Source organism: Citrobacter sp. Marseille-Q6884 (assembly GCF_945906775.1).
In the GTDB taxonomy this organism is placed as follows: Bacteria; Pseudomonadota; Gammaproteobacteria; order Enterobacterales; family Enterobacteriaceae; genus Citrobacter.
This window is the reverse complement of sequence record NZ_CAMDRE010000001.1, coordinates 94870-119692: the sequence shown is the minus strand read 5'-3', so window position 1 is coordinate 119692 and position 24823 is coordinate 94870. Positions and strand designations below refer to the sequence as shown.

General features: G+C 51.4%; 23 protein-coding genes and 1 pseudogene. 14 read left to right on the top strand and 10 right to left on the bottom strand.

Translation table 11 applies throughout. The features are described from left to right. The first annotated feature begins 7 nt into the window (after positions 1–7). The 11 genes from cysN to rpoS all read left to right on the top strand — a co-directional run bounded on the left by cysN (position 8) and on the right by rpoS (position 8928). Entirely contained in the window at positions 8–1435 is a 1428-nt protein-coding gene (gene cysN, locus N7268_RS00615) for a sulfate adenylyltransferase subunit CysN (protein ID WP_260861436.1), read from the top strand. After that, positions 1435–2040: an adenylyl-sulfate kinase gene (gene cysC, locus N7268_RS00610; protein ID WP_260861435.1), complete on the top strand. Its 606-nt coding sequence runs from the start codon at positions 1435–1437 to the stop codon at positions 2038–2040. The genes cysN and cysC overlap by 1 nt, the downstream gene beginning before the upstream one ends. A gap of 101 nt (positions 2041–2141) precedes the next feature. After that, entirely contained in the window at positions 2142–2465 is a 324-nt protein-coding gene (locus N7268_RS00605) for a DUF3561 family protein (RefSeq protein WP_260861434.1), read from the top strand. A gap of 216 nt (positions 2466–2681) precedes the next feature. Further along, positions 2682–2993 carry a cell division protein FtsB gene (gene ftsB / locus N7268_RS00600; protein WP_198906084.1) on the top strand — a complete coding sequence of 104 codons (312 nt, stop codon included), beginning with the start codon at positions 2682–2684 and terminating at the stop codon, positions 2991–2993. A gap of 20 nt (positions 2994–3013) precedes the next feature. Next, positions 3014–3724 (top strand): 2-C-methyl-D-erythritol 4-phosphate cytidylyltransferase, encoded by a 711-nt coding sequence (ispD, locus tag N7268_RS00595; RefSeq protein WP_260861433.1) that lies wholly within the window; start codon positions 3014–3016, stop codon positions 3722–3724. Beyond that, positions 3724–4203, top strand: a complete 480-nt coding sequence (gene ispF / locus N7268_RS00590) for a 2-C-methyl-D-erythritol 2,4-cyclodiphosphate synthase (protein WP_260861432.1) — start codon at positions 3724–3726, stop codon at positions 4201–4203. Before ispD ends, ispF begins: the two co-directional genes overlap by 1 nt. Beyond that, on the top strand, positions 4200–5249 hold the full coding sequence (gene truD, locus N7268_RS00585) for a tRNA pseudouridine(13) synthase TruD (protein WP_260861431.1): 1050 nt from the start codon (positions 4200–4202) through the stop codon (positions 5247–5249). The genes ispF and truD overlap by 4 nt, the downstream gene beginning before the upstream one ends. Further along, the gene (surE, locus tag N7268_RS00580; protein WP_260861430.1) at positions 5230–5991 is read left to right on the top strand and encodes a 5'/3'-nucleotidase SurE; all 762 of its coding nucleotides are present in this window, start codon (positions 5230–5232) and stop codon (positions 5989–5991) included. The genes truD and surE overlap by 20 nt, the downstream gene beginning before the upstream one ends. Beyond that, on the top strand, positions 5985–6611 hold the full coding sequence (pcm, locus tag N7268_RS00575; protein ID WP_198906090.1) for a protein-L-isoaspartate O-methyltransferase: 627 nt from the start codon (positions 5985–5987) through the stop codon (positions 6609–6611). The genes surE and pcm overlap by 7 nt, the downstream gene beginning before the upstream one ends. A 185-nt stretch (positions 6612–6796) precedes the next feature. Next, a complete protein-coding gene (gene nlpD / locus N7268_RS00570) occupies positions 6797–7873 on the top strand; it encodes a murein hydrolase activator NlpD (RefSeq protein WP_260861429.1) in 1077 nt (358 codons plus the stop codon). A 62-nt stretch (positions 7874–7935) separates the two neighbouring features. Continuing rightward, positions 7936–8928: an RNA polymerase sigma factor RpoS gene (gene rpoS, locus N7268_RS00565; RefSeq protein WP_000081498.1), complete on the top strand. Its 993-nt coding sequence runs from the start codon at positions 7936–7938 to the stop codon at positions 8926–8928. A gap of 76 nt (positions 8929–9004) precedes the next feature. On the opposite strand, the gene mutS is transcribed toward rpoS, so the two are convergent. Continuing rightward, positions 9005–11566 carry a DNA mismatch repair protein MutS gene (gene mutS / locus N7268_RS00560; protein ID WP_260861428.1) on the bottom strand — a complete coding sequence of 854 codons (2562 nt, stop codon included), beginning with the start codon at positions 11564–11566 and terminating at the stop codon, positions 9005–9007. A gap of 448 nt (positions 11567–12014) precedes the next feature. Between mutS and N7268_RS00555 the strand changes: the two genes are divergently transcribed. After that, a complete protein-coding gene (locus N7268_RS00555; RefSeq protein WP_260861427.1) occupies positions 12015–12185 on the top strand; it encodes a hypothetical protein in 171 nt (56 codons plus the stop codon). Here the strand turns inward: N7268_RS00555 and N7268_RS00550 are convergent. From N7268_RS00550 to N7268_RS00540, 3 genes are all read right to left on the bottom strand, one after another. Further along, positions 12182–12799 carry a Fic/DOC family protein gene (locus N7268_RS00550; protein WP_260861426.1) on the bottom strand — a complete coding sequence of 206 codons (618 nt, stop codon included), beginning with the start codon at positions 12797–12799 and terminating at the stop codon, positions 12182–12184. The two genes, N7268_RS00555 and N7268_RS00550, sit on opposite strands and share 4 nt — an antisense overlap. A gap of 124 nt (positions 12800–12923) precedes the next feature. Further along, positions 12924–13442 (bottom strand): hypothetical protein, encoded by a 519-nt coding sequence (locus N7268_RS00545; RefSeq protein WP_260861425.1) that lies wholly within the window; start codon positions 13440–13442, stop codon positions 12924–12926. Next, a complete protein-coding gene (locus tag N7268_RS00540) occupies positions 13442–14227 on the bottom strand; it encodes a transcriptional regulator (protein ID WP_260861424.1) in 786 nt (261 codons plus the stop codon). Before N7268_RS00540 ends, N7268_RS00545 begins: the two co-directional genes overlap by 1 nt. A 515-nt stretch (positions 14228–14742) precedes the next feature. Between N7268_RS00540 and N7268_RS00535 the strand changes: the two genes are divergently transcribed. After that, positions 14743–15348, top strand: a complete 606-nt coding sequence (locus tag N7268_RS00535; protein WP_260861423.1) for a helix-turn-helix domain-containing protein — start codon at positions 14743–14745, stop codon at positions 15346–15348. Between the two features lie 42 nt (positions 15349–15390). Here N7268_RS00535 and N7268_RS00530 read toward each other — a convergent pair whose 3' ends face one another. The 3 genes from N7268_RS00530 to N7268_RS00520 all read right to left on the bottom strand — a co-directional run bounded on the left by N7268_RS00530 (position 15391) and on the right by N7268_RS00520 (position 20365). After that, positions 15391–16764 carry an HlyD family type I secretion periplasmic adaptor subunit gene (locus N7268_RS00530; protein ID WP_260861422.1) on the bottom strand — a complete coding sequence of 458 codons (1374 nt, stop codon included), beginning with the start codon at positions 16762–16764 and terminating at the stop codon, positions 15391–15393. After that, on the bottom strand, positions 16751–18943 hold the full coding sequence (locus N7268_RS00525; RefSeq protein ID WP_260861421.1) for a type I secretion system permease/ATPase: 2193 nt from the start codon (positions 18941–18943) through the stop codon (positions 16751–16753). The genes N7268_RS00530 and N7268_RS00525 overlap by 14 nt, the downstream gene beginning before the upstream one ends. A gap of 78 nt (positions 18944–19021) precedes the next feature. Next, positions 19022–20365: a TolC family outer membrane protein gene (locus tag N7268_RS00520; RefSeq protein WP_260861420.1), complete on the bottom strand. Its 1344-nt coding sequence runs from the start codon at positions 20363–20365 to the stop codon at positions 19022–19024. 652 nt (positions 20366–21017) lie between these two features. On the opposite strand from N7268_RS00520, the gene N7268_RS00515 reads away from it, so the two are divergent. Next, positions 21018–21272, top strand: coding sequence for a hypothetical protein (locus N7268_RS00515; protein ID WP_409929192.1), 255 nt, complete (start codon positions 21018–21020; stop codon positions 21270–21272). A 39-nt stretch (positions 21273–21311) separates the two neighbouring features. On the opposite strand, the gene N7268_RS00510 is transcribed toward N7268_RS00515, so the two are convergent. The 3 genes and pseudogenes from N7268_RS00510 to N7268_RS00495 form a co-directional block, all read right to left on the bottom strand. Further along, positions 21312–23246 (bottom strand): EAL domain-containing protein, encoded by a 1935-nt coding sequence (locus N7268_RS00510; protein WP_260861418.1) that lies wholly within the window; start codon positions 23244–23246, stop codon positions 21312–21314. A 9-nt stretch (positions 23247–23255) separates the two neighbouring features. Continuing rightward, positions 23256–23948: pseudogene (lapG, locus tag N7268_RS00505) on the bottom strand (cysteine protease LapG). Positions 23949–23950: 2 nt separating this feature from the next. Further along, entirely contained in the window at positions 23951–24820 is an 870-nt protein-coding gene (locus N7268_RS00495; protein ID WP_260863513.1) for an amino acid ABC transporter substrate-binding protein, read from the bottom strand. Positions 24821–24823: the final 3 nt, after the last annotated feature.

The window sequence follows — 24823 nt, the reverse complement described above, 5'->3', positions numbered from 1 at the left end:
AGCCGCCATGAACACAACACTCGCACAACAAATCGCTAATGAAGGCGGCGTCGAAGCCTGGATGGTCGCTCAGCAACACAAAAGCCTGCTGCGTTTTTTAACCTGCGGCAGCGTGGATGATGGGAAAAGTACGCTGATTGGGCGTCTGCTGCACGATACGCGCCAAATTTATGAAGATCAGCTCTCATCGCTGCACAATGACAGTAAACGTCACGGTACCCAGGGTGAAAAGCTCGATCTGGCACTGCTGGTCGATGGTCTGCAGGCCGAGCGCGAGCAGGGCATCACTATCGACGTGGCCTACCGGTATTTCTCTACCGAGAAACGAAAATTCATTATTGCCGATACTCCCGGGCATGAGCAGTACACGCGCAACATGGCGACCGGCGCCTCGACCTGCGATCTGGCAATCTTGTTGATCGATGCGCGCAAAGGCGTGCTGGATCAGACGCGTCGCCACAGCTTTATCTCTACGCTGCTGGGGATCAAACATCTGGTCGTGGCGATCAATAAAATGGATCTGGTGGGTTTCAACGAAGAGACCTTCAACCGCATTCGTGAAGATTATCTGACCTTTGCGGAACAGTTACCGGGCAATCTGGATATTCGCTTCGTCCCTCTCTCGGCGCTGGAAGGGGACAATGTGGCTTCGCAAAGCGACAGTATGCCGTGGTACAGCGGCCCGACACTGCTGGAAGTCCTGGAAACGGTTGAAATCCAGCGCACGGTTGATAGTCAGCCGATGCGTTTCCCGGTGCAATACGTTAACCGCCCGAATCTGGATTTCCGTGGCTACGCCGGAACGCTGGCCTCCGGTAGCGTGAAGGTTGGACAGCGAATTAAAGTGCTGCCATCCGGCGTTGAGTCGAGCGTCGCGCGGATCGTCACGTTCGACGGCGACTTATCGCAAGCCTATGCGGGTGAGGCGATTACCCTCGTCCTGACCGATGAAATCGACATCAGTCGTGGCGATCTGCTTCTGGATGCCAGCGAAGCCCTGCCTGCGGTGCAAAGCGCCGCCGTGGATGTCGTGTGGATGGCGGAACAACCGCTGTCGCCGGGGCAGAGCTATGACATCAAAGTGGCGGGTAAGAAGACGCGTGCGCGTGTAGACAGTGTCCAGTATCAGGTCGATATCAATAATCTGACGCATCGTGACGTTGAGGCATTGCCGCTCAACGGGATTGGTCTGGTCAATTTAACTTTCGATGAGCCGTTGGTGCTTGATACCTATCAACACAATCCGGTGACGGGCGGCCTGATTATCATTGACCGCCTGACTAACGTCACCGTCGGCGCAGGCCTGGTGCGCGAGCCTATCGAGCAGGATCACGCCACGGGCTCTTCGTTCAGCGCATTTGAGCTGGAGTTGAACGCGCTGGTACGTCGTCACTTCCCACACTGGGGTGCGCGCGATCTGCTGGGAGGGCAATAATGGCTCTGCATGACGAAAACGTCGTCTGGCATGCCCATCCCGTCACGCCGCAACAGCGGGAACAACACCACGGTCATCGTGGTGTTGTGCTGTGGTTTACCGGGCTGTCCGGCTCCGGTAAATCCACGGTGGCGGGGGCGCTGGAAGAAGCTCTCCACCAGCAGGGCGTCAGTACGTATCTGCTGGATGGCGACAATGTGCGTCACGGCCTGTGTCGCGATCTCGGTTTTAGTGACGCCGATCGTAAGGAGAATATTCGCCGGGTTGGTGAGGTGGCTAACCTGATGGTGGATGCGGGGCTGGTCGTCCTGACCGCATTTATTTCCCCGCATCGCGCGGAGCGACAACTGGTGCGTGAACGTGTCGGCGATGGACGTTTTATTGAAGTGTTTGTCGATACGCCGCTGGCAATATGTGAATCGCGCGATCCGAAAGGGCTGTATAAAAAAGCGCGGGCCGGCGAGTTGCGCAATTTCACCGGAATTGATTCGGTGTACGAAGCGCCTGAATCGCCTGAAATTCACCTGGATGGTGAACAATTAGTAACAAATTTGGTCTCTCAATTATTAGACCTGCTGAGGCAGGAAGATATTATCAGATCCTGAGACACCACCGGAGCACTCGTCATTCTTCACGTTGCCGCTTTTGGACAACGTGAATGATTGAGAGCAGGCATGCCCGGTCAGTCAAGGTCACAGGATTAGATATGCGTAACAGCCATAACATTACTATTACAGAATCAGATACCTTTAAAACCGATGATGAGACCACCTGGTCGCTACCAGGGGCCGTGGTCGGTTTTGTTGCGTGGTTGCTGGCGCTGGGTGTCCCGTTTCTTATTTATGGCCCTAACACGCTGTTTTTCTTTATTTATACCTGGCCGTTCTTCCTGGCATTGCTGCCCGTTGCGATTGTAACGGGTATCGCCCTGCATTCGTTAGTGAAGGGCAAACTGCTGCTGAGCGCGACATTGACGGTGCTGGTGGTAGGGTTAATGTTTGGGGCGTTGTACATGTGGCTGCTGGGTTAAGTTCACTTCCTTCTTTTTATCACTACCAGTATGAAATTCGGGCTGGTCATAATTCAAACCGTAACCAACAATGAGATTATGTTCTCCTTACACGGGGTATACGTAACAACGGCCAAATGTGGTACATTTGCCCGCGTTGTCGCGGCATTCCCGCCTGTGGACGTAACGTCGCCTACAGAAGTTATGGGATATTGATGCCGTTTTTCAGGGGGCAGGATGGGTAAACTAACGTTGCTGTTGCTGGCTTTATTGGTCTGGCTGCAGTATTCGCTGTGGTTCGGTAAGAACGGCATACATGACTTTAGCCGCGTCAACGATGATGTGGCCGCGCAGCAAGCGACAAACGCGAAGCTTAAAGCGCGTAACGATCAGCTCTTCGCCGAAATTGACGATCTCAATGGCGGTCAGGAAGCGATTGAAGAGCGCGCACGCAACGAACTCAGTATGACTAAGCCGGGCGAAACCTTTTATCGTCTGGTACCTGACGCGTCTAAACGCGCTCAGACGGCAGGGCAAAACAATCGATAAACCATCTCCAGGGATCTAACATGGCAGCCACTTTATTGGACGTTTGCGCCGTGGTGCCGGCTGCCGGATTTGGCCGCCGAATGCAAACAGAGTGTCCTAAGCAGTACCTCTCGATCGGCAATAAAACCATTCTTGAACACTCGGTCCATGCGCTGCTGGCGCATCCCCGAGTGACGCGTGTCGTCATTGCTATCAGCCCTGGCGACAGCCGCTTTGCCCAACTTCCTTTGGCACAACACCCGCAAATTACCGTGGTCGATGGTGGCATCGAGCGTGCCGATTCCGTCCTTGCGGGGCTGCGCGCGGCCGGAGAAGCCCAGTGGGTATTAGTACATGATGCCGCCAGACCGTGTCTGCATCAGGATGATTTATCCCGCTTGTTGGCAATCAGTGAAACAAGTCGCACTGGCGGTATCCTGGCCGCTCCCGTGCGCGATACGATGAAACGCGCGGAGCCGGGCAAGGCAGCCATTGCCCATACGGTTGATCGCACAGATTTATGGCATGCGTTGACGCCGCAGTTTTTCCCGCGTGAGTTGTTACATGACTGCCTGACCCGGGCATTAAACGAAGGCGCGACTATTACGGACGAGGCTTCAGCGCTGGAATATTCAGGATTTCATCCAGAGATTATCGAAGGGCGGGCTGATAATATCAAAGTGACGCGCCCGGAAGACCTGGCGCTTGCGGAATTTTATCTTACCCGAACTCTCCATAAGGAAAATGAATAATGCGAATTGGACACGGTTTTGACGTGCATGCTTTTGGCGGCGCTGGCCCCATTATTATTGGTGGCGTACGTATCCCGTATGAAAAAGGACTGCTGGCGCACTCGGATGGTGATGTTGCGTTACATGCGTTGACGGACGCTTTGTTGGGCGCGGCAGCAATGGGAGATATTGGTAAACTCTTCCCGGATACCGATCCCGCCTTTAAAGGTGTTGATAGTCGCGAATTATTACGTGAAGCCTGGCGGCGTATTCAGGCTAAAGGTTATACCCTTGGTAATGTGGATGTGACGATCATTGCTCAGGCGCCGAAGATGCTGCCGCACATTCCGCAAATGCGTGTATTTATTGCCGAAGATCTCGGCTGCCATATGGATGATGTTAACGTAAAAGCGACCACCACGGAAAAACTCGGTTTTACCGGGCGGGGGGAAGGGATTGCCTGTGAAGCGGTGGCGTTACTCATAAAGGCACCGAAATGACAGAGTTTGACAATCTGACTTATCTCCACGGTAAACCACAAGGTCGCGGTCTGCTGAAAGCGAACCCGGAAGACTTTGTGGTTGTTGAAGACTTAGGTTTTGAACCGGACGGAGAAGGTGAGCATATTCTGGTTCGCATCCTGAAAAACGGCTGCAATACCCGTTTTGTCGCCGATGCGCTGGCTAAATTTCTGAAAATTCATGCCCGTGAAGTCAGTTTTGCGGGACAGAAAGATAAGCATGCGGTCACGGAACAGTGGCTGTGCGCGCGCGTACCGGGCAATGCGATGCCGGATTTAAGCAAATTTGAGCTTGAAGGCTGCAAAGTGCTGGAGTACGCGCGTCACAAGCGTAAGCTGCGTTTAGGCGCCCTGAAAGGTAACGCCTTTACGCTGGTGCTGCGCGAAGTCAGCGCGCGTGATGACGTTGAAGCACGCTTGCAGGCTATTAGCGAGCGCGGCGTACCGAACTATTTTGGCGCGCAGCGTTTTGGCATTGGCGGCAGCAACCTGCAAGGCGCACTGCGCTGGGCGCAAAGCGATGCGCCGGTGCGCGATCGCAATAAACGTAGTTTTTGGTTGTCGGCGGCCCGTAGCGCGTTGTTTAATCAGATAGTCAACGAGCGATTGAAAAAAACAGACTTTAATCAAGTTGTTGACGGCGATGCGCTACAATTGTCGGGACGCGGAAGTTGGTTTGTCGCCACGCAGGAAGAACAGGCTGATTTACAGCGTCGTGTCGATGAAAAAGAATTGATGATTACAGCGGCGTTACCTGGCAGCGGTGAGTGGGGAACTCAGCGCGATGCGCTGGCGTTTGAACAGGCCGCTATTGCGGATGAAACGACACTGCAGTCCTTGTTATTGCGTGAAAAAGTAGACGCATTGCGTCGTGCTATGCTGTTGTATCCACAACAATTAAGCTGGAACTGGTGGGATGACGTAACCGTTGAGTTACGCTTCTGGCTACCGGCAGGTAGCTTCGCCACCAGTGTTGTAAGGGAACTTATTAACACAATGGGTGATTATGCGTATATTGCTGAGTAACGATGATGGGGTCCACGCACCCGGTATACAAACGCTGGCGAAAGCGCTGCGTGAGTTTGCTGACGTACAGGTGGTTGCCCCGGATCGTAACCGCAGTGGCGCGTCTAACTCACTGACGCTGGAATCCTCGCTTCGTACCTTTACCTTTGAAAACGGCGATATCGCCGTGCAAATGGGCACGCCTACTGATTGCGTCTATCTGGGCGTAAACGCATTAATGCGTCCGCGCCCGGACATTGTGGTTTCTGGAATTAACGCCGGTCCTAATCTGGGCGATGATGTCATCTATTCCGGAACCGTGGCTGCGGCGATGGAAGGGCGACACTTGGGATTCCCGGCGCTGGCCGTCTCCCTTGATGGTCATAAACACTACGATACCGCTGCGGCGATAACCTGTCGTATTTTGCGCGCGCTTTGCCGTGAGCCGCTGCGAACCGGGCGCATTCTGAATATTAATGTCCCGGATTTGCCTCTGGATCAGATTAAAGGCATTCGCGTCACCCGTTGCGGCAGCCGTCATCCGGCAGATCAGGTGATCCCGCAGCAGGACCCACGTGGTAACACCTTGTACTGGATTGGACCGCCGGGCGAAAAATGCGATGCCGGGCCGGACACGGATTTTGCTGCCGTCGACGAAGGCTATGTTTCGGTCACGCCGCTGCATGTCGATTTAACCGCGTACGGCGCGCATGAAGTGGTTGCAGACTGGTTAGACAGCGTGGGAGTCGGCACGCAATGGTAAGCAGACGCGTACACACTCTTCTTGAACAATTACGTGCGCAGGGCATCAGAGATGAGCTGGTCCTTGACGCGCTCGCCGCCGTGCCGCGTGAAAAATTCATTGATGAGGCGTTTGAACACAAGGCCTGGGAAAACATCGCCCTGCCGATTGGCCAGGGACAGACGATTTCACAGCCTTATATGGTCGCCCGGATGACCGAACTGCTGGAGTTAACGCCGCAGTCGCGCGTGCTGGAAATCGGTACCGGTTCCGGTTATCAGACCGCAATTCTGGCGCACCTGGTACAGCATGTGTGTTCCGTTGAGCGCATCAAAGGTCTGCAATGGCAGGCGCGTCGCCGCCTGAAGCAGCTTGATTTACATAATGTTTCGACCCGTCATGGTGATGGATGGCAAGGCTGGCAGGCGCGAGCCCCGTTTGATGCCATTATTGTGACGGCAGCGCCGCCTGAGATCCCAACGGCACTGATGATGCAGTTGGATGAAGGCGGCATTCTCGTCTTACCCGTGGGCGATGAGCACCAGTTTTTGAAGCGGGTGCGTCGTCGGGGAGGCGAATTTATTATCGACACCGTGGAGGCCGTACGTTTTGTTCCTTTAGTGAAGGGGGAATTAGCGTAGATACGGCTTCTGAATACCTGGAGTTTTCCTGGATATTCTGGAATTAGTAAGCGTATCGTGGTCACGTTTTTCTGTGGCCAGGCCGATGCCTTGCACGGTGATTACGTCACGGGTTTTAACCAAATTTTCCTGGGGGATAAATGAGCGCGGGAAGCCACAAATTTACCGTTCGCCGTATTGCGGCATTGTCACTGGTTTCATTATGGTTGGCAGGGTGTTCTAATACCTCGAATCCACCCGCACCGGTCAACTCTGTTGACGGTGGCGCTCCAACGAACACCAATTCCGGCATGCTAATTACGCCTCCGCCAAAAATGGGAACGTCGGCGACAGCACAGCCACAGATCCAACCGGTACAGCGTCCGGTCACTCAACCAACACAGATCCAACCCGTTGCTGAACAGCCCGTGCAGATGGAAAACGGCCGCATCGTGTACAACCGTAAGTATGGGAACATTCCGAAAGGCAGCTATACTGGTGGCAGTACCTATACGGTTAAGAAAGGCGACACGCTTTTCTATATCGCCTGGATTACCGGGAACGATTTCCGTGACCTCGCACAACGAAATAACGTTCCGGCCCCGTATGGCCTGAACGTGGGACAAACTCTGCAAGTGGGCAACGCCTCAGGTGCGCCGATTACCGGCGGTAACGCAATCACCCAGGCGGATGCAGCACAGCAAGGAGTTGTGACCAACCCTGCACAAAATTCCACCGTTGCTGTTGCTTCGAAACCAACAATTACGTATTCTGAGGATTCAGGTGAACAAAGTGCTAACAAAATGTTGCCGAACAACAAGCCTGCTGGGACAGTTGTCACAGCGCCAGTAACGGCTCCAGCAGTTAGCACAACCGAATCGACTGCAAGCTCAACATCTACCAGCTCGCCAATCTCAACCTGGCGCTGGCCGACTGACGGCAAAGTGATCGAAAACTTCGCGGCTACCGAAGGTGGCAATAAAGGGATCGACATTGCAGGCAGTAAGGGACAGGCTATTGTCGCGACCGCAGATGGACGCGTCGTGTATGCCGGTAACGCACTGCGTGGTTACGGTAATCTTATTATCATCAAACACAACGATGATTACCTGAGTGCCTACGCCCATAACGATACGATGCTGGTCCGGGAACAACAAGAAATTAAGGCGGGGCAGAAAATAGCTACCATGGGTAGCACCGGAACCAGTTCAACACGCTTGCATTTTGAAATTCGTTACAAGGGGAAATCCGTAAACCCGCTGCGCTATTTACCGCAGCGATAATTCGGCGGAACCAGGCTTTCACTTGCTAGTTCCGTTTAGGGATCACGGGTAGGAGCCACCTTATGAGTCAGAATACGCTGAAAGTTCATGATTTAAATGAAGACGCGGAATTTGATGAGAACGGAGTAGAGGCTTTTGATGAGAAAGCCTTGAGTGAAGAGGAACCCAGTGATAACGACCTGGCTGAAGAGGAGCTGTTATCGCAGGGGGCCACACAGCGTGTGTTGGACGCGACTCAGCTTTACCTTGGTGAGATTGGTTATTCACCACTGTTAACAGCCGAAGAAGAAGTGTATTTTGCGCGTCGCGCACTGCGTGGAGATGTTGCCTCTCGCCGTCGCATGATTGAAAGTAACCTGCGTCTGGTGGTGAAAATTGCCCGCCGTTATGGCAATCGTGGTCTGGCGTTGCTGGATCTGATTGAAGAGGGCAATCTGGGGCTTATCCGTGCCGTCGAGAAGTTTGACCCGGAACGCGGGTTCCGCTTCTCAACATACGCAACATGGTGGATCCGCCAGACGATCGAACGGGCGATTATGAACCAAACCCGTACGATCCGACTGCCCATTCACATTGTTAAAGAGCTGAACGTCTATCTGCGTACCGCGCGTGAGTTGTCGCATAAACTGGACCACGAACCGAGCGCAGAAGAGATCGCTGAACAACTGGATAAACCGGTTGATGACGTCAGCCGCATGCTCCGACTCAACGAGCGCATTACCTCGGTAGACACCCCGCTGGGTGGCGATTCCGAAAAAGCGTTGCTGGATATTCTGGCCGATGAAAAAGAAAACGGCCCGGAAGACACCACGCAAGACGATGATATGAAACAGAGCATCGTCAAATGGCTGTTCGAACTGAACGCCAAACAGCGTGAAGTGCTGGCACGTCGTTTCGGTCTGCTGGGATACGAAGCTGCGACACTGGAAGATGTGGGCCGTGAAATTGGCCTCACCCGTGAACGTGTTCGCCAGATTCAGGTTGAAGGCCTGCGTCGTCTGCGTGAAATCCTGCAGACTCAGGGGCTGAATATCGAAGCGCTGTTCCGCGAGTAATCACGTTTCTATCACGAAAGGCCAGTCTCATTGAGACTGGCCTTTTTCTTTGCGTGGTCAATTGGCGTGATAAAACTTAAACCAGACTCTTCAGCCGGTAGATCCACTCCAGCGCCTGACGTGGCGTCAGCGAATCCGGGTCGAGATTTTCCAGGGCTTCAACAGCCGGGGACGTTTCTTCAGGTGCGGAAAGTAATGACATCTGCGTGCCATCGACCTGAGTCGCGGCAACATTCGGCGTGATGCTTTCCAGCTCGCGCAGTTTCTGGCGCGCCCGTTTGATGACCTCTTTAGGAACGCCTGCAAGCGCCGCAACCGCCAGACCATAGCTCTTGCTGGCCGCGCCATCCTGCACGCTGTGCATAAAGGCGATGGTATCACCATGCTCTAACGCATCGAGATGCACATTGGCAACACCTTCCATCTTCTCCGGCAACTGCGTGAGCTCGAAGTAGTGGGTGGCGAATAACGTCAATGCTTTGATTTTATTCGCCAGGTTTTCTGCGCAAGCCCATGCCAGCGACAGGCCGTCATAGGTCGAGGTACCGCGTCCAATCTCATCCATCAACACCAGGCTGTTTTCGGTGGCGTTATGCAGAATATTGGCGGTTTCGGTCATCTCGACCATAAAGGTGGAACGACCGGAAGCCAGATCGTCCGCCGCGCCTACGCGGGTAAAAATACGATCGATCGGACCCATCTCCACCTTTTGCGCCGGAACATAGCTACCGATATAAGCCAGTAGCGCAATCAGCGCGGTCTGGCGCATATAGGTACTTTTACCCCCCATGTTCGGACCGGTGATGATGAGCATCCGCCGCTGCGGGGAAAGGTTTAGCGGGTTGGCGATAAACGGTTCTGTCAGTACCTGCTCCACAACCGGATGGCGACCTTCTGTAATCCGAATACCGGGTTTATCCATGAAAGTCGGGCAGGTGTAGTTTAGCGTATAAGCACGTTCGGCCAGATTGACCAGCACATCCAGTTCTGCCAGCGCACTGGCACTCTGCTGTAAATCAGCCAGATGTGGCAACAGCATGTCAAACAGTTCGTCGTACAGCTGTTTTTCCAACGCCAGCGCTTTGCCTTTTGAGGTCAGTACTTTGTCTTCGTACTCTTTCAGTTCAGGAATAATGTAACGCTCGGCGTTTTTTAGCGTCTGGCGGCGCACGTAATTAATGGGGGCCAGATGGCTTTGTCCACGACTGATCTGAATGTAATAACCGTGTACGGCGTTAAATCCGACTTTCAGCGTATCCAGACCTGTGCGTTCACGTTCACGGATCTCAAGTCTGTCCAGATAATCCGTCGCGCCATCAGCCAGCGCGCGCCACTCGTCAAGCTCTTCATTATAACCCGGGGCGATAACGCCGCCGTCGCGGACCAGCACCGGTGGCGCCTCAACAACGGCGCGCTCCAGCAGCTCGCGCAGCTCAGTGAACTCGCCCATCTTCTCGCGCAGCATTTGAACGGGCGCGCTGTTTACGGCTTCGAGTTGCGCACGCAGTTCCGGTAACTGCTGGAACGCGTGACGCATCCGGGCGAGATCGCGTGGACGTGCGGTACGCAGCGCCAGACGGGCCAGAATACGCTCGAGATCGCCCACCTGGCGCAATACCGGTTGCAGCTCGCTGGTGGCATCCTGAAGCGCGCCGATAGTCTGCTGGCGCTCAGTCAGGATTTTCGTGTCACGGACCGGCATATGCAGCCAGCGTTTCAGCATACGGCTGCCCATGGGCGTGACGGTACAATCGAGCACCGAGGCCAGCGTGTTTTCTACGCCACCGGCCAGATTCTGAGTAATTTCCAGATTGCGGCGCGTCGCGGCATCCATAATGATGCTGTCCTGCTGGCGCTCCATGGTGATGGAGCGAATATGCGGCAGGGAGGTGCGCTGGGTATCTTTCACATACTGCAGCAGGCAACCTGCGGCACATAACCCACGTGGGGCGTTCTCGACGCCAAAACCGATCAGATCGCGCGTACCGAACTGTAAATTAAGCTGTTGGCGGGCGGTATCTATCTCAAACTCCCACAACGGGCGGCGGCGTAGACCGCGACGTCCTTCAATCAGCGATGTTTCTGCAAAATCTTCTGCATACAGCAGTTCCGCTGGGTTGGTTCGCTGCAGCTCTGCGGCCATGGTTTCACGGTCGGCAGGTTCACTGACGCGAAAACGTCCCGAGCTGATGTCCAGCGTGGCGTAGCCGTAACCTTTGCTGTCTTGCCACACGGCGGCCAGCAGATTGTCCTGACGCTCCTGTAACAGCGCCTCATCGCTGATGGTACCCGGCGTGACGATACGTACCACTTTGCGTTCCACCGGTCCTTTGCTGGTGGCCGGATCGCCAATTTGTTCACAAATGGCAACGGACTCGCCCTGATTGACCAGCTTGGCAAGGTAGTTTTCTACCGCGTGGTGAGGAATACCCGCCATCGGGATAGGCTCACCCGCCGATGCGCCACGTTTGGTCAGCGAGATATCAAGCAGTTGCGACGCACGTTTGGCATCGTCATAAAACAGCTCATAAAAATCGCCCATGCGGTAAAACAGCAGGATCTCCGGATGCTGAGCCTTCAGCTTGAGATACTGCTGCATCATCGGGGTATGAGAATCTAAATTTTCTATTGTACTCATCGGTTTGTGATGTCCATTTTCTTAATTTTTAATGAGTTAGTGAGTCTTTTTTGGTTATCATTATGTTTCACGTTGTCTCATCGAATATCATGAAATCCTACATTTAAGTGTTGGTTGAAATGTAATTTGCCCGACTTTAGCTCGGTAAAATATGGGCATATATAGCGCAACCTACATTGATGTTCATGACGGCATAAGATGCATGATAACGGAGTCTTTGTGGCAGGAAAACAAAAGGGAAAGCCACTTTCGTTTAAAGCGATAGAAATGACGAAGCCTGGCAACCAGGATAAGGCTGATGTAAGGATGTTGCCCGTTTGATGTATTACTTAAAGGGCTTGGCCGATGAGTGAGTCTTTGACGGGGCGTGATGTGAATTTGCGTATAAGTTTTGGTATACTGTTTGAACGATGTCTTTCAGCCCGGATTCTGCTTTTCAGGAGTGACGATGAATAAAAGTAAAAAAACTCAGGCAAGCTACTCTCAGCCGTCTCGAGCTGACATCGTTCGCTCAGTAGTGACATCTACGGCTGTTGAAACAGGGCAGTCCTCCGCGAAGATCGAAGCTTCCCTTGAAGCGACGCGCAAAAAGTTCGCTCATTTACGTCTTGCGGTTTAGCCTCTTCTTAATGCTTCTCTGACCCAGTGCCTCATCGGCTCGTAGTCCAATGATACGCCCGAATGGATAGCCGAGATATACTGGGTTTTGTTTTGCTCCCAGCTTTGATAATCCAGCGGTTTGTATCCTCCCTGAACGGCCATCACGTCGGCTAATAGTCGAGACAGGCGCCCGTTTCCCTCTCTGAATGGATGGATAAGTATCAGTTCGACATGGGTGATGGCGATAGCGGTGATGAGTTGTTCTTCGTCCATGCCGCTACACGGCGTGTATTGAGCCAGATACTTGTTGTCGAATTCGTTCAGCAGTTTTGGCAATTGTGCTGAAGGGGCAAACATAAAGCCGCCCTTGCTGATATTGACCGCTCTTTCTTGTCCAGCCCACGCGTAGATGTTACCTAACCAGCGGCGATGCCAGCTTTTTAGCATGGCTACGCTGAGCTGTCCTTCCGGGAACTGTTCTTCAAAAACAGACTGGTAGAGTTGTTCTAACAGGACAAGTTCCGCTTCATCCATCTCATCAGAAGTCGCGATCCCCAGCTTATTAGCCAAAATCTGCTCACCAGAGTCTTTCTCATACTGACCTTCGCTACTGGATACATGGTATCGGCTCATGGAGATGCCTTGTGTAATTATAAGGATGGGAAATAATCGTTAATAATCAGCATCAACACCCCAAAGCATCATCGGAGGGGGATTAGTGAAGTCCGTATCAAGTGACTCTTTCATATTTTCGTCATTATTCATTTTTTGGCAAGGCATAATTCTGACAGTACAAATAAGGTATCCCTTCTTTGGTAATCAGATAAGTTCTGTTATTGAGTGCGAAGAGATCGACATTGGACACGCTGGTATTCGTCAGGAACAAATCAGGCAGAAGCTGCCGAATGATACTGGCAGGCGCCGTTTCACGATTTGAAATATGGATTTCCTGTGAAACCCATACCGGACTTGAACCATAACTGGAGTGGGTAAATAACACCATTCGTTGTACGGTTTGCTCATTTTTCGCGGCATCTTTAACAATGCCATCGACATTGACAATACCTTTACTGTCTCCGGTTTTGATATCCATTATTCCATGAAATGTGGTTGTGTCGCGCACTATTTCAATCGTTGCACGACAGGCCAGATTATGCAGATGGCTATGGTTTTTACCATGCTGAAAGAAAGTAGCAGCAATAATAGCCACAAGACAAAGTAGCAGAATAATACCCGTTTGTAGGCGGAAATGGGGGGCGCGAAGATTGATATTCATTAACTATCGTACCGAGGGTAATAAATGGACTGACAGGCATTTTGTTGCTTTCCCTTCATTGGAGAACGACAAAGGATCACTGACAATTTTTTGGATTCAGGATAGGTTGTTATATAAATATACTGATTGCTTTGACACAATCCGGGGTTCTTGTCGATAAAACTGGTGTGCCGGGTAAAATTGCTGGCGTCACTATTAAAGTAATACTGACAATTAGTAGGGGTATTGTTTGCAGCAACATAGTCTGAAAAATAATCATCAATGGCTGCCCGCGGGTACAGTATATACCCACAGACAATAAGCGTGAGAGCCACGAGTATCCATTCTATTTTGGTTATCAGAGGCTTACGGGGCGTTGCCTCTGAAAATTCAGCAATGTCGGTGTTTGGCGCGTATGTGACTTCGGTCGCAGCGGGATGGCTCTCCGGAGTCTCTATCTCTTCAATTGTAAACTCTTCATGAATAATCAATCCCTTACGCGGTATCGTGGTAATAAAGGTGGGTTCCAGTTCTAACTGCAGAAAGCTTTTACGCAGCGAGAGAATGCTCTGGTAGAAGGCGTTAAAGCTCGCCTGACGATGATTTTCACCCCAGCCAAATTCCAGCAATTCGTTCTGCGAGACAATTTTCCCATGATTTTGAATAAGTAATAAAAGACATAGTGATGCCGTATGCTTGAGTTTTATCTGTAGCTCAGGTTGATCCACTCTCACCAGACATTGGGTGGCTGGAGTAAAGATTATTTTTCTTTCAATCAGATAACTGACGTTACCAGTCTCAGACATGATGTCTCTGCTCTTGATGATTCATTCAAAAGTGGGTCAGGACGAAAAGCACTCAGGGCTCAAAAGCCTACAACGCCTGCCAGTTTCTGGGGCAAGAAGCGCGAAGTGTTTCAAATTAGTATCATAATATAACAATGATAATGATTTTTTAATGAAAATAAAACACCTTAAAATCAATGAATTGTGTCTTTTTGGCTATTGCGTAAAGAGAAGAAAGAAGAAATAATGCCTGCAAAGGCGATAAGCATTAATTCTCTATGGACAGCGCAATATACTGCTCTTCGCCACCACGCGAGAACATCACTCACGTTGTAACCGCGTCAAAGCACCAGGGAATGCTGGTGGCCAATCATTATGGTGAAGTTGCTTGTCGTACCCGTAATGCGGTGTAGACGGATAAACATGAATAATGTAAATGAAAATAAATGTCAGCATGTTTAAATGCTGACATTTATTTTTGATCCGTAGGTTATTAAATTGTTTTTGCGAAGCAATAATTTGCGTTAGAGAGCCTTATGTTCCAGAGCGAAATAGAAAAGTCAGTAGTACTTATTGGTGACGAAATCAAGAAATCAGATAATGCATGGCTGTCCTTGCGCAAAAAGCGTCAGCGCATTGATCTGAAAGTCGATGGAAATATCTTTTTTCTGGAGAAAGGGACAGTCTCTGTTTATCGTATAGAAAATGATTTGGTGACAGTAAGTATCTCTGCACCTGCGATTCTCGGATTGCCACAAATGCGTACTGAGGTTTCCAGCCACTATTTACGTTGTGATACGGATTGCGAAATGTGGGCCATGAGCGTACAGAATGCCGATCACCTGTTCACGGCTAAAAATTTGTGGAAAGCGGCATTTGATATCTTAACGCATCATCTACAGCGTTATTTTCAGCGCGAAACGCTGCAGTCGCACCGGACTATCCGTGAGTTGATTATTGAACACGTGAAGTATATTTGGGCGATGGCACCGGACGTGCGCGAGAAAACATCTGTATATACCTTTATTCTGGCACGCAACCATATCTCTCGCAGCGCGATACATAAGGTTTTACAGGAGCTGGTGTGTGACGGAAAAATTATTCTTAATCGGGGAAAACTGTCTTCTTATATCCCGGAATGAATATCTGCGCCCCCGTTTGTTCCGCAGGGGGCGCATCTGTCATTAGCGTTCTCTGAGCGCCTCCGCACGTGCACGAATAATCGGTTTGAGCAGATAGCTAAGAATCGTTTTCTTACCCGTGAGAATATCGACGCTGGCGACCATGCCTGGAATGATCAGCATCGGGTGTTCTTTCGTCCCCAGATAGTTTTTGTCCGTTTGTAGGTGGACAATATAGAAGCTATGACCTTGTTTATCGGTAATGGTGTCAGGGCTTATCTGCACCACTTCACCTTTCAGCCCGCCATAGATGGTGTAATCGTAGGCGGTGAATTTCACCATTGCCTGCTGACCTGGATGGAGGAAGGCGATATCGCGCGGCTGAATTTTGGCTTCAATTAAGAGCTTGTCATCCAATGGGACGATTTCAACCAGATCGCTGCCCGGCTGAATAACACCCCCGATGGTATTCACCATCACCTGCTGAACAATACCGCGAACCGGTGAGGTCACCATGGTACGGTTAACTCTGTCTTCCAGCGCTTTCACGCTGGCCTGGGCCTTGCTCAGGTTCGTGCGGGCTTCGTTTAACTGAGCAAGCGCGTCACTCTGGAAACGGCCGCGGCTTTCACCGATTTTATTCTCAATCTCTTTAATCTCGGACGAGGCTTTAGGGATTGTTAAGCTGGTCGAATTCAACTGGCCGGCGGTTTCCACTTCAGTACGACGCAGACGCAGAAGTTCTACTTTAGAAATCGCCCCGGACGCGAGCAACGGCTCGGACATTTTGATTTCCTGACGTATTAACGCCAGGCTGTTGGCAAATTGATCTTTCTTCGATTCAACGTCGCGCAGCTCCTGCTTCTTCTGAACCAGTTGTTCCTGAAGACCGGATATTTCATTGTTGAACTGGGTCCGGCGGCTGTTGAACAGCTCGGTTTCTCCCCTGGCGACATCCGGCGCTTTGGCGACAATCTCTGGCGAGATGGTTAAGTCGCGGTTTTCCACTTCTGCGGTCAGGCGTTCCACTTTTGCCCGCAGGCCAAGTTTATCGGCCTCCGTTTCACCCACATTTGAGGCAAAGCGCGTGTCGTCGAGGTGCAGCAACGGCGTTCCGGCATCGACGATCTGCCCTTCATGAACATACAGCTCGGTGACGATCCCGCCTTCCAGGTTCTGTATTTTTTGCAGTTTCGAAGACGGGATCGCTTTGCCTTCGCCGCGCGTCACTTCATCAATTTTCGCAAAACCCGCCCAGACAAAGGACAGAACAACCAGCGCAAGGATCACCCATAGCGTGAGCCGAATCACCCGCGGTGAGTCATCAAGAATGGCCTGGCTGACTTCATTGATGCTGTCGGTTTGGTTTTCATCACGACCTTGAAAATAGCGCTGCATATAGCGGCGAGCGCGCGCCAGGGTATCAGCGAGATGCATTAATCTGCCCCTTCTTTAACGCATCCATCACCACCGCTTTCGGGCCATCTGCGATGATGCGTCCTTTATCAACAATAATCAGGCGATCAACCAGCGACAGCATGGAGGCGCGGTGGGTGACCAGTAATAATGTTTTACCTTTGATGTGAGGCTCCAGCTCGAGCTTGATCTTCTCTTCGCTGGTGTTGTCCATTGAGCTGGTCGGCTCATCAAGCAACAGGATGGGCGGATTAAGCAACAGCGCACGTGCGAGGGCGACCGCCTGTCGCTGCCCACCGGAAAGCTGGGAGCCGCGTTCGCCGACCTGCAGGTTATAACCGTCGGGGTGCACACGTGCGAAGTCGTTGACCCCGGCCAGCTCCGCTGCGCGCAGCATGGTCTCATCATCAACATAGCGCGCTCCGCACAGCAGGTTATCGCGCAGCGTACCGTTGAATAACTGAATATCCTGCGGGACGTAGCCGATGCTGTGGCGCAAATCGTTAACGTCTAACTGGCGGGCATCGACACCGTCGATCAGAATGTTACCGGCGCTGGGCTGATACAGGTTGACGATCAGTTTGCTGAGAGAGCTTTTCCCCGAACCGCTCCGTCCGATAATGCCGATACGCTCGCCAGGCTGTATGGTCAGATTGATTTTGTGCAGCGACAGATTTTTTTGTTCCGGGTAGCTGAAATCGACATCGCGAAACTCAATGCTGCCCTGCAATTGTTCACGTTTGAGCGGGTTTTCATCCGCACGGCGTTCTTGCGCCAGAGACATCATTTTGTCGGTGCTTTTAATGGTCAGCTTCGCCTGCTGATAGCGGGCGATGAGGCCGGTAAGCTGGCCCATCGGCATGAGTGCGCGACCGTTGAGCATGTAGCAGGCGATCAGGCCACCCATACTCAGTTTGCCGCCGATAATCATGTACACGCCGACGATGATCATCACGACGCCCGAAATTTGCTGGAACCAGCCGGTGAGGCTGCTCGCCAGGCTGGATAAGGTTTTCACCCGCAGTTCCAGACGACTCAGGCTACCCAGCGTATGTTCCCACTGGAACTGACGCTCGCTCTGGGCATTATTCACTTTGATGGCATCCAGACTGCTGAGGGTCTCGATCAGCAGCGCCTGACGTTCACTGGCCAGACTCATGGTTTTCGCCACCGCATCGTTGACGGGTTTTTGCAGCGCCCAACTGCACAGCAGGGCTATCGGCAGCGTGAGTACGGGGATCCAGGCCAGTGAGCCACCGATAATGCCGATAACAATCAGCAACAGCAGCGTAAAGGGCAGGTCGATAATCGTCGTCAATGTGAGTGATGAGAGAAAATCACGCAGAGACTGAAACTCGTGGATGTTTTGCGCGAAGCTCCCCACACGGGTTGGACGCTCTTTCATCTCCATACCAATAATGCGTTCGAACAGGGTAGAGGAGATGATTAGATCGCTTTTTTTACCTGCCATATCCAGGCAGATACCGCGCAACATTTTCAAAATCAGATCAAAGATAAAGGCCAGGCAGATACCCAGAGCCAGCACCCACAACGTGACCGTCGCCTGATTCGGTACTACGCGGTCATAGACGTTCATAGTAAAAAGCGGCGTACCGAGCGCGATCAGGTTAATCAGCAGGCTGGCCAGTACGGCATCCATATACAGAAAACGTGACAGGCGCAGGGTATCTTTAAACCAGGATTTGGTACGAGGCAGAAAGGCTTCCGCCTGCAGATCGAACGCGTGACGCGGATGGGCAAAAATAACCTTTCCGGCATAGTTCTCTTCAAGCGTCGCTTTATCAACGCAAATCTCCCCGCCTTCGCTTTCGCAGGGCATAAAGCGGGCGCTGCCATCCTCGTTCCATGCCAGCAACACGCCCGTTCCGCCAGAACGCAGCAGCAGGATGGCCGGCAGCGACATTGCCGGAATTTTATCAAGCGCACGGGTCACGACTCGCGCTTTTAACCCCGCTCTTGCCGCCGCGCGCGGAAAAATATTCAGCGTGAGCTGATCGTTTTCTAAAGGCAGGCCGCTGCTTAATGTTGTTCGACTGGCGGGTTTGCCATGCAGAGAGCAGAGAATAAGTAAGCTATCTAATAACGGGTCGTCATTATGGCTACGGGGATCGTGATGTTGAGAATTGCTGTTCTGTGCATTCTCAGGTACTTCATTTAATAATTCGGCTTGTGCACTCATTTTGGCGACCATTTCTGACCGCACACATACCAGCGTTAATATGTGTGCAGATCAGCAATTTATTTTGATTAGTAATTATTAATGGAGTTCAGGTAAGTTATTTTCTTGTGCGGAATCGACCGGCTGTCCTGAAGGCGGCGGGGTGATTTTTAGAGTATTCATTAATTCACCGGTACGCTCGCTAATTCGATAACCGCTGGTAATCGCCAGGTAACGTAATTCAACAAGCCGACGTTTAGAGGAGAAAACCTCGTTTTCACTGTCGAGCAAATCCAGCAGCGTACGTTCGCCAAGGCTGAATTGATCCTGATAAGCGGTACGCACTTTTACGCTACGGTCGGCATATTCTTCCGCCGCCGGGAGCTGGGCGCGTGCGTTCTGCAGCGCAGTCCAGGCCAGGCGCAGTTCCTGGTTCATCTGTCGTAACGCGTTATTACGCACGTCCTGAGCCTGTTTATGCAGGTAGGCGCGAGAATCCAGATTCGCTTTGTCGCTGCCACCCTGGTACAGGTTGTAATGCAGTTTGACCATCGCTTCCCACTGTTCTGCGTGGGCGCTGGTGGTATCCGTGTTGTTACTGATCCCGCGTGACAGTTCAACGTCTACGCGCGGATAGAAGGTCGATTTTGCCGCCTCGTATTGTTGGTGAGCGGCTTCAATATCCGCGTTGGCAGACTTCAGCAACGGGCTGTTTTGCTCCATCCGTTTTTTGGCATCTTCCAGCGAGGTTGGCAGTTGCGTATCGATGCTTTCCGGCAGGCTTAATCCTTCCGGGTCTCTGCCTGTGACGCTGACAAAGTTCGTTTTGGCATCTTCGAGGTTGGTTTGCTCGGTCAGCAAATTATTGCGGGCCTGCGCCAGGCGCGCTTCAGCCTGCATGAAATCGCCGGAGCGGCCAACACCCTGATCGGTACGCAGTTTTATCTGATCGTAAATACGTTCATGGTTGGCAAGGTCGTCCTGGGCAAGACGGACATACTCTTCGCGTTGCAGCACATCAAAATAGGCTTGAATAACCGTGAAAGCGATGTTGTCGCTGGTGTTCATCACGCTGTAAGCGCGTGAATCAACGGTTGCTTTTTGCCGGGCGACTTCGCTACGGGTCGCAAAACCATTAAACACGTTTTGCTCCAGACTGAGCGTCGCTTCATTGGGCGATTGCGTCATGCCATTGGTGCTGCCTGAAGCGCGGGTTGTGGCGTCATCAATATTTTTGCGTCCGGCTTCGGCATTTAAATTGAGTGATGGTAAGTACCCACCTTGTGCGGCACGAAGATCTTTTTCCGAAGAGTAACGGCTATTTATCGCCGCATTGACTTCTGGATGATTGGCTAACGCATCTTGTACGGTATTGTGCAAATCTTCTGCGTAAACGGCACTGATTGAAAACCATGAAAGCAGAAAAACGAAAAGCTTCTTCATGACATGAATGTCCTGTATCTCACGGTTATGACATTCATATGCCGTCACCATCATCTATTTTTACAATTACACAACATTAATTAACAAGCATGAATTATCTTAGCTGAGTCTTTTGATCAACTATTCAGGGACATGTTTTGTCACATCGTGTTTTATTTTTGGTTATTTTTTATTATATTTATTTTCCAGTCAAGTCTCACGTCAGTGCGAATTATTAAATGTGCATTTTTCTACATTTAATATTAATGCTGACATTAGATGAATGTGATATTTGTGCGTTAATTTATTAACAGATTTATAAAAAGAATGGTGTTATTTAAGTGGCGCTGTGGTGAATATATTACACGTTGCTGGCGAATTAAGCGGGAAGCGGTGTATTGCGCCTGTCATGGGTGTTGACAGGTACGGACTGGGTTGTCTGAGCCGCGAATCGTTTGTCACCAAAATTGTGTCACGCTTGCTTTCATCGATAGCCAAAAAAACACAGTTACAGGTAACGCTGCGGGGCTATTGATACGGTGCTGGTTCATCGGACAGCAAACCCAAATAAAACACTCTTACTAACATATGCTTACTGACCAGAGTGAACAGGCCAGTAGCATCACGGCACATAGAAGGCGATAACATGAATTCTGTTCCACCTGATGCAAACATGCAGTCCGGGAAAGAAGGCGAGACCAAACACACTGAAATGGATAATCAGCAGTTTCTTGCCATGTTGCAAAAGAGCGACCTGGAAATGGTGCGCGTACTGGACGATCTGATTTATCTGCTGATCCGTAAAGGCGTTATTGCCATCACCGATCTCCCGCCGATGGCACAGGTTAAATTAATGAATCGTGCGAACGCGCGTCAGGAACTGGGAGGGTTAGAGCAACTGCTTGGAAATGACGACCGCATTTTTTAATCGTAACAGGCAGCCTGACGTGCAGACTGCCTGGTTTTATCACCGTGGTGCAGGTTCGCCCAAAAGCTGACCCATCGCGCCATCAATACCCAATTCCTGCAGCACGTGAAGCTCACCTTCTGTTTCAACGCGCTCTGCGATCAGCGGTAAATCGATACTGCGCGCCGCGTTACATAACACTTCAATAAACAAGCGTTTGTCTTTTTCCTGATCGATATTGCGGATGTAGCTACTGTCGATTTTCAACCAGGCGAGCCCCCACTGTGACAGATGGCCTATCATGTCGAAGCGGCTACCGAAGTGTTGCAGACCCAGTGAACAGTGATGCTGGTTCACGGCTTTCACGAACATCGCCATTTGATTTGCTCCCGGTAGCTGATTCTCATCCAGTTCCAGAATAAGCTGGCTGGCTAACCTTGGGGCGTATTTCAGTGGACTTAACAGGTCTGAAATCGTGGCCTCGTTGGTGAGGGAACTGCCTGAAATACTGAGCGCTAATTTTCCGGGCGCGGCTTTGAGTTGGTTTAACGTCAGTTTCAGCATCACTTTGTCCAGGCGGTGACTCCAGCCAAAGCGGTGGATCCACGGCAGGAATCGCCCGGCGTTTATGGTGTTGCCCTGTTCATCAACAATGCGTGATAACACTTTGTAATGCAGGACGTTATCCGGTTGATGACAATCCACAACCGGTTGATACACCAACTGGAACTGCTGATTTTCAAGTGCCTGCTCCAGACGGACAAACCACAAATGCTGGTCTTCACTGGCTGTTGCTATCTCCGTGGTCGGCACCACCTGATGGTCGGTATGCGTTTCCGCTTCGACCAGCAGGCGATCGGCCTGAATCAACAACGCTTGAGGGTTATCACCCGCGCTAAATGGCACCATGCTGGAGTAAGCGACCGGCTGCTGATCCGACATGCCGGTGGCATAAAATGCCGTCAGTTTTTGGGTGAGCGAATTGCGCAGGTTGACCATTTCACTTTGCGTGACGCCAGGGCAGAGCAGGGCGAACTCGCTCCCCCGAATACGGGCGACGGTGCTATCAAGAGACGCATATTTTGCTTTATGCGAATTCAGGAGGTTAGCGATGTTGAGCAGCAACTTGTCGGTATGCGGCCCACCAAAGCGCTGGTTCAGTCCACCTAAATCCTGGACACGGAGGAGCAGCAAATAGCCTGGCGCCGTATCGGCATCGCTCAGGCGCGCCTGAAACTGCATATCGAACGCACGGCGGTTGGCGATACAGGTCTGGCTGTCGAGATAGGCTTCGTTGTGCAAACGCTCGCTGTAGATGGCCTGTTCCTCAAATAATGACTTGAGTTTGGTGGCCATTAAATTCATTGCCCCGACGACGCGGCGCAGTTCCGGGGTTTTTGGCAGTTCCTGCAGCGTTAAAAATTCGCGGCGGGTAATGGCTTCCGACTGTTTCGCCAGATAGTTGAGCGGGCGCAGTAGCTTACGCAGCAGCAGGACGCCCGCTAACAGACTGGCAAGGCTACAGGAGAGCATCCAGACCAGATTACCGAGCGTATTGTCCCACAGGCGTTGAACCGCAAAGATAGGGTCGCTGGTGACTTCCACGCGGGCGGCCTGTTGCCAGCCACGCATGATCGTCGCTTCCCCCGTTTGCGCCGTCACATCGACCAGATCGACAAACCAGCCAGGCACATTGGGGATCGATTCTGCCGCGCTGCGCTCAAGAATGACTTTTCCGTTTTCCAGATTAACGATGCGAATCTTTTGGTAATAACCGCTATCGAAAATAGAACTTACCATTAGCTCAATCATCGCCGGATCGTTGACATTAGGCGTCAGCGAAACACCCAGCGCCGTTGCCGCATCCTGGGCATGGGAAAGGAGTTGGTTGTTAGATTGATTGCGCGAACTTTCCAGCGTCACAATAAAGTTGCCGCTGAATACGAACATCATAAAGAGAGAGATGCCCAGGAGTAACTGTTTGAAAAGAGACACAGGTGATTCCTATTTATCCATCGGGAAGCCTTCTTCCCGCATTTTTGTGAAAACTTGCTGCCAGCGAGAAAGTCTCTTGCTGTCCCCAACGCGTTTATTGTTCTGATTGCCTGGCAGCCAAAGGCCACTATCGTTAAAGGAGTAAACAGGTAATAAATCCATACGCTGCGTTGCAGGTGAAATGGTGCTCGTCAGGCTATCGAGCACCAGAGGAATGGCTTCAGGGCTGGCATACCAGGTTAATACCATGTGCGCCCGGTTATAACGCAGGGCTTTAACGTAGGTGATGCGCAGCTTCTCTTCGGAGACACCCAGCTGGCGAAGCGTAAAATATTTGGCGATTGCGTAGTCTTCACAATCCGCTTCACCTTTGCGCAGAGATTCCACAGGTGTCGCCCAGTAGTCCGCGCTGTTCCAGATGTCGCTATCCTCGGCATAGTGAAGCTGAGTATTAAAAAACTGGTTTACGGTGCGTAATTGTGTTTGCTCGTCAGCATGCCGCAATTGGATCAAAAGCTGCTACCAGGCATTGATTCGCTGTTGTGCCGCTGCGCTGGCGGGACCATAAAGCGCATCGGATTTTAACTGGATGCTGGCGAAGTCCCACGCGGCACGCAGCGAGTTGACCGTTAAAAGCAGCAAGAGCGCCCCTGGGATCTTCCAGAGGCGAAGGAAACGGTTGAGTGAACAGGCGCGGAGGATGTTCAATTGTGATGCTGACAACTCATGGCGGACTGATGGTTTATATTTTTACAGGACCAGGGCACCAACCATTTATTACGCAGTTGCTCGTTCATTGGCGAGGCAAAGAGATTTTTCAGCGTATTATCAACAAACCCCACAAACTGCGGATCGTTTTTCCTCATCATAATGGCATAGTGCATATCATCACCGATGGTTTCAGACGATACGCTGAAGCTATCCGGTTGGTCACTATGTTGAATGAGCGGGTAGGCCAGAATGTCATCAATAAACAAGGCCGCAGATTCATTTTGCGCCATCTTGTTAAATGCACCGTTTACCGTCGTCGTCGTGATCGTCGAAATATTCAGGTGTTTTTCTCTGTTCGTTTTGTTGAATTCCAGCAAATCTTTTGAACTGCCCGGCAGGCTTACCGTCCGCCCTTTCAAATCATTAAGCGAATGGATATTGTTGCTCCGTAAAGAGATAATTCGCATTTTCGCGATGTAATAATCAACAGAAAAGGAAACGCTGGAGACCCGCTCGGGCGCGTTGGTATTGACGCTGCAGTCCATATCTATTTTTCGGTTGTTTAACGCAGAGAAACGCTCCGAAAAATTCACCGGAATATAATGAACAGTCAACGTATTCAGTTTGAGATAAAGACGCAGCTTATCTGCAATGATGTTGCATACCGCAATGGTATATCCCGTGACTTTGCCGTTGTGGTCGGTAAAGGAGAAGGGCGGTATTTGACGATAACCGACGTTCAGAACACTGCTGCTCTGGATGTGATCCAGCGTTGCCGCGTTCTGCTGTGCCATCAGGGCGGGGGACGCAATAATGCTAAACAGCAAAATAAGCCCGCGCGTCACACGTTTCACCCTTGCCATCTC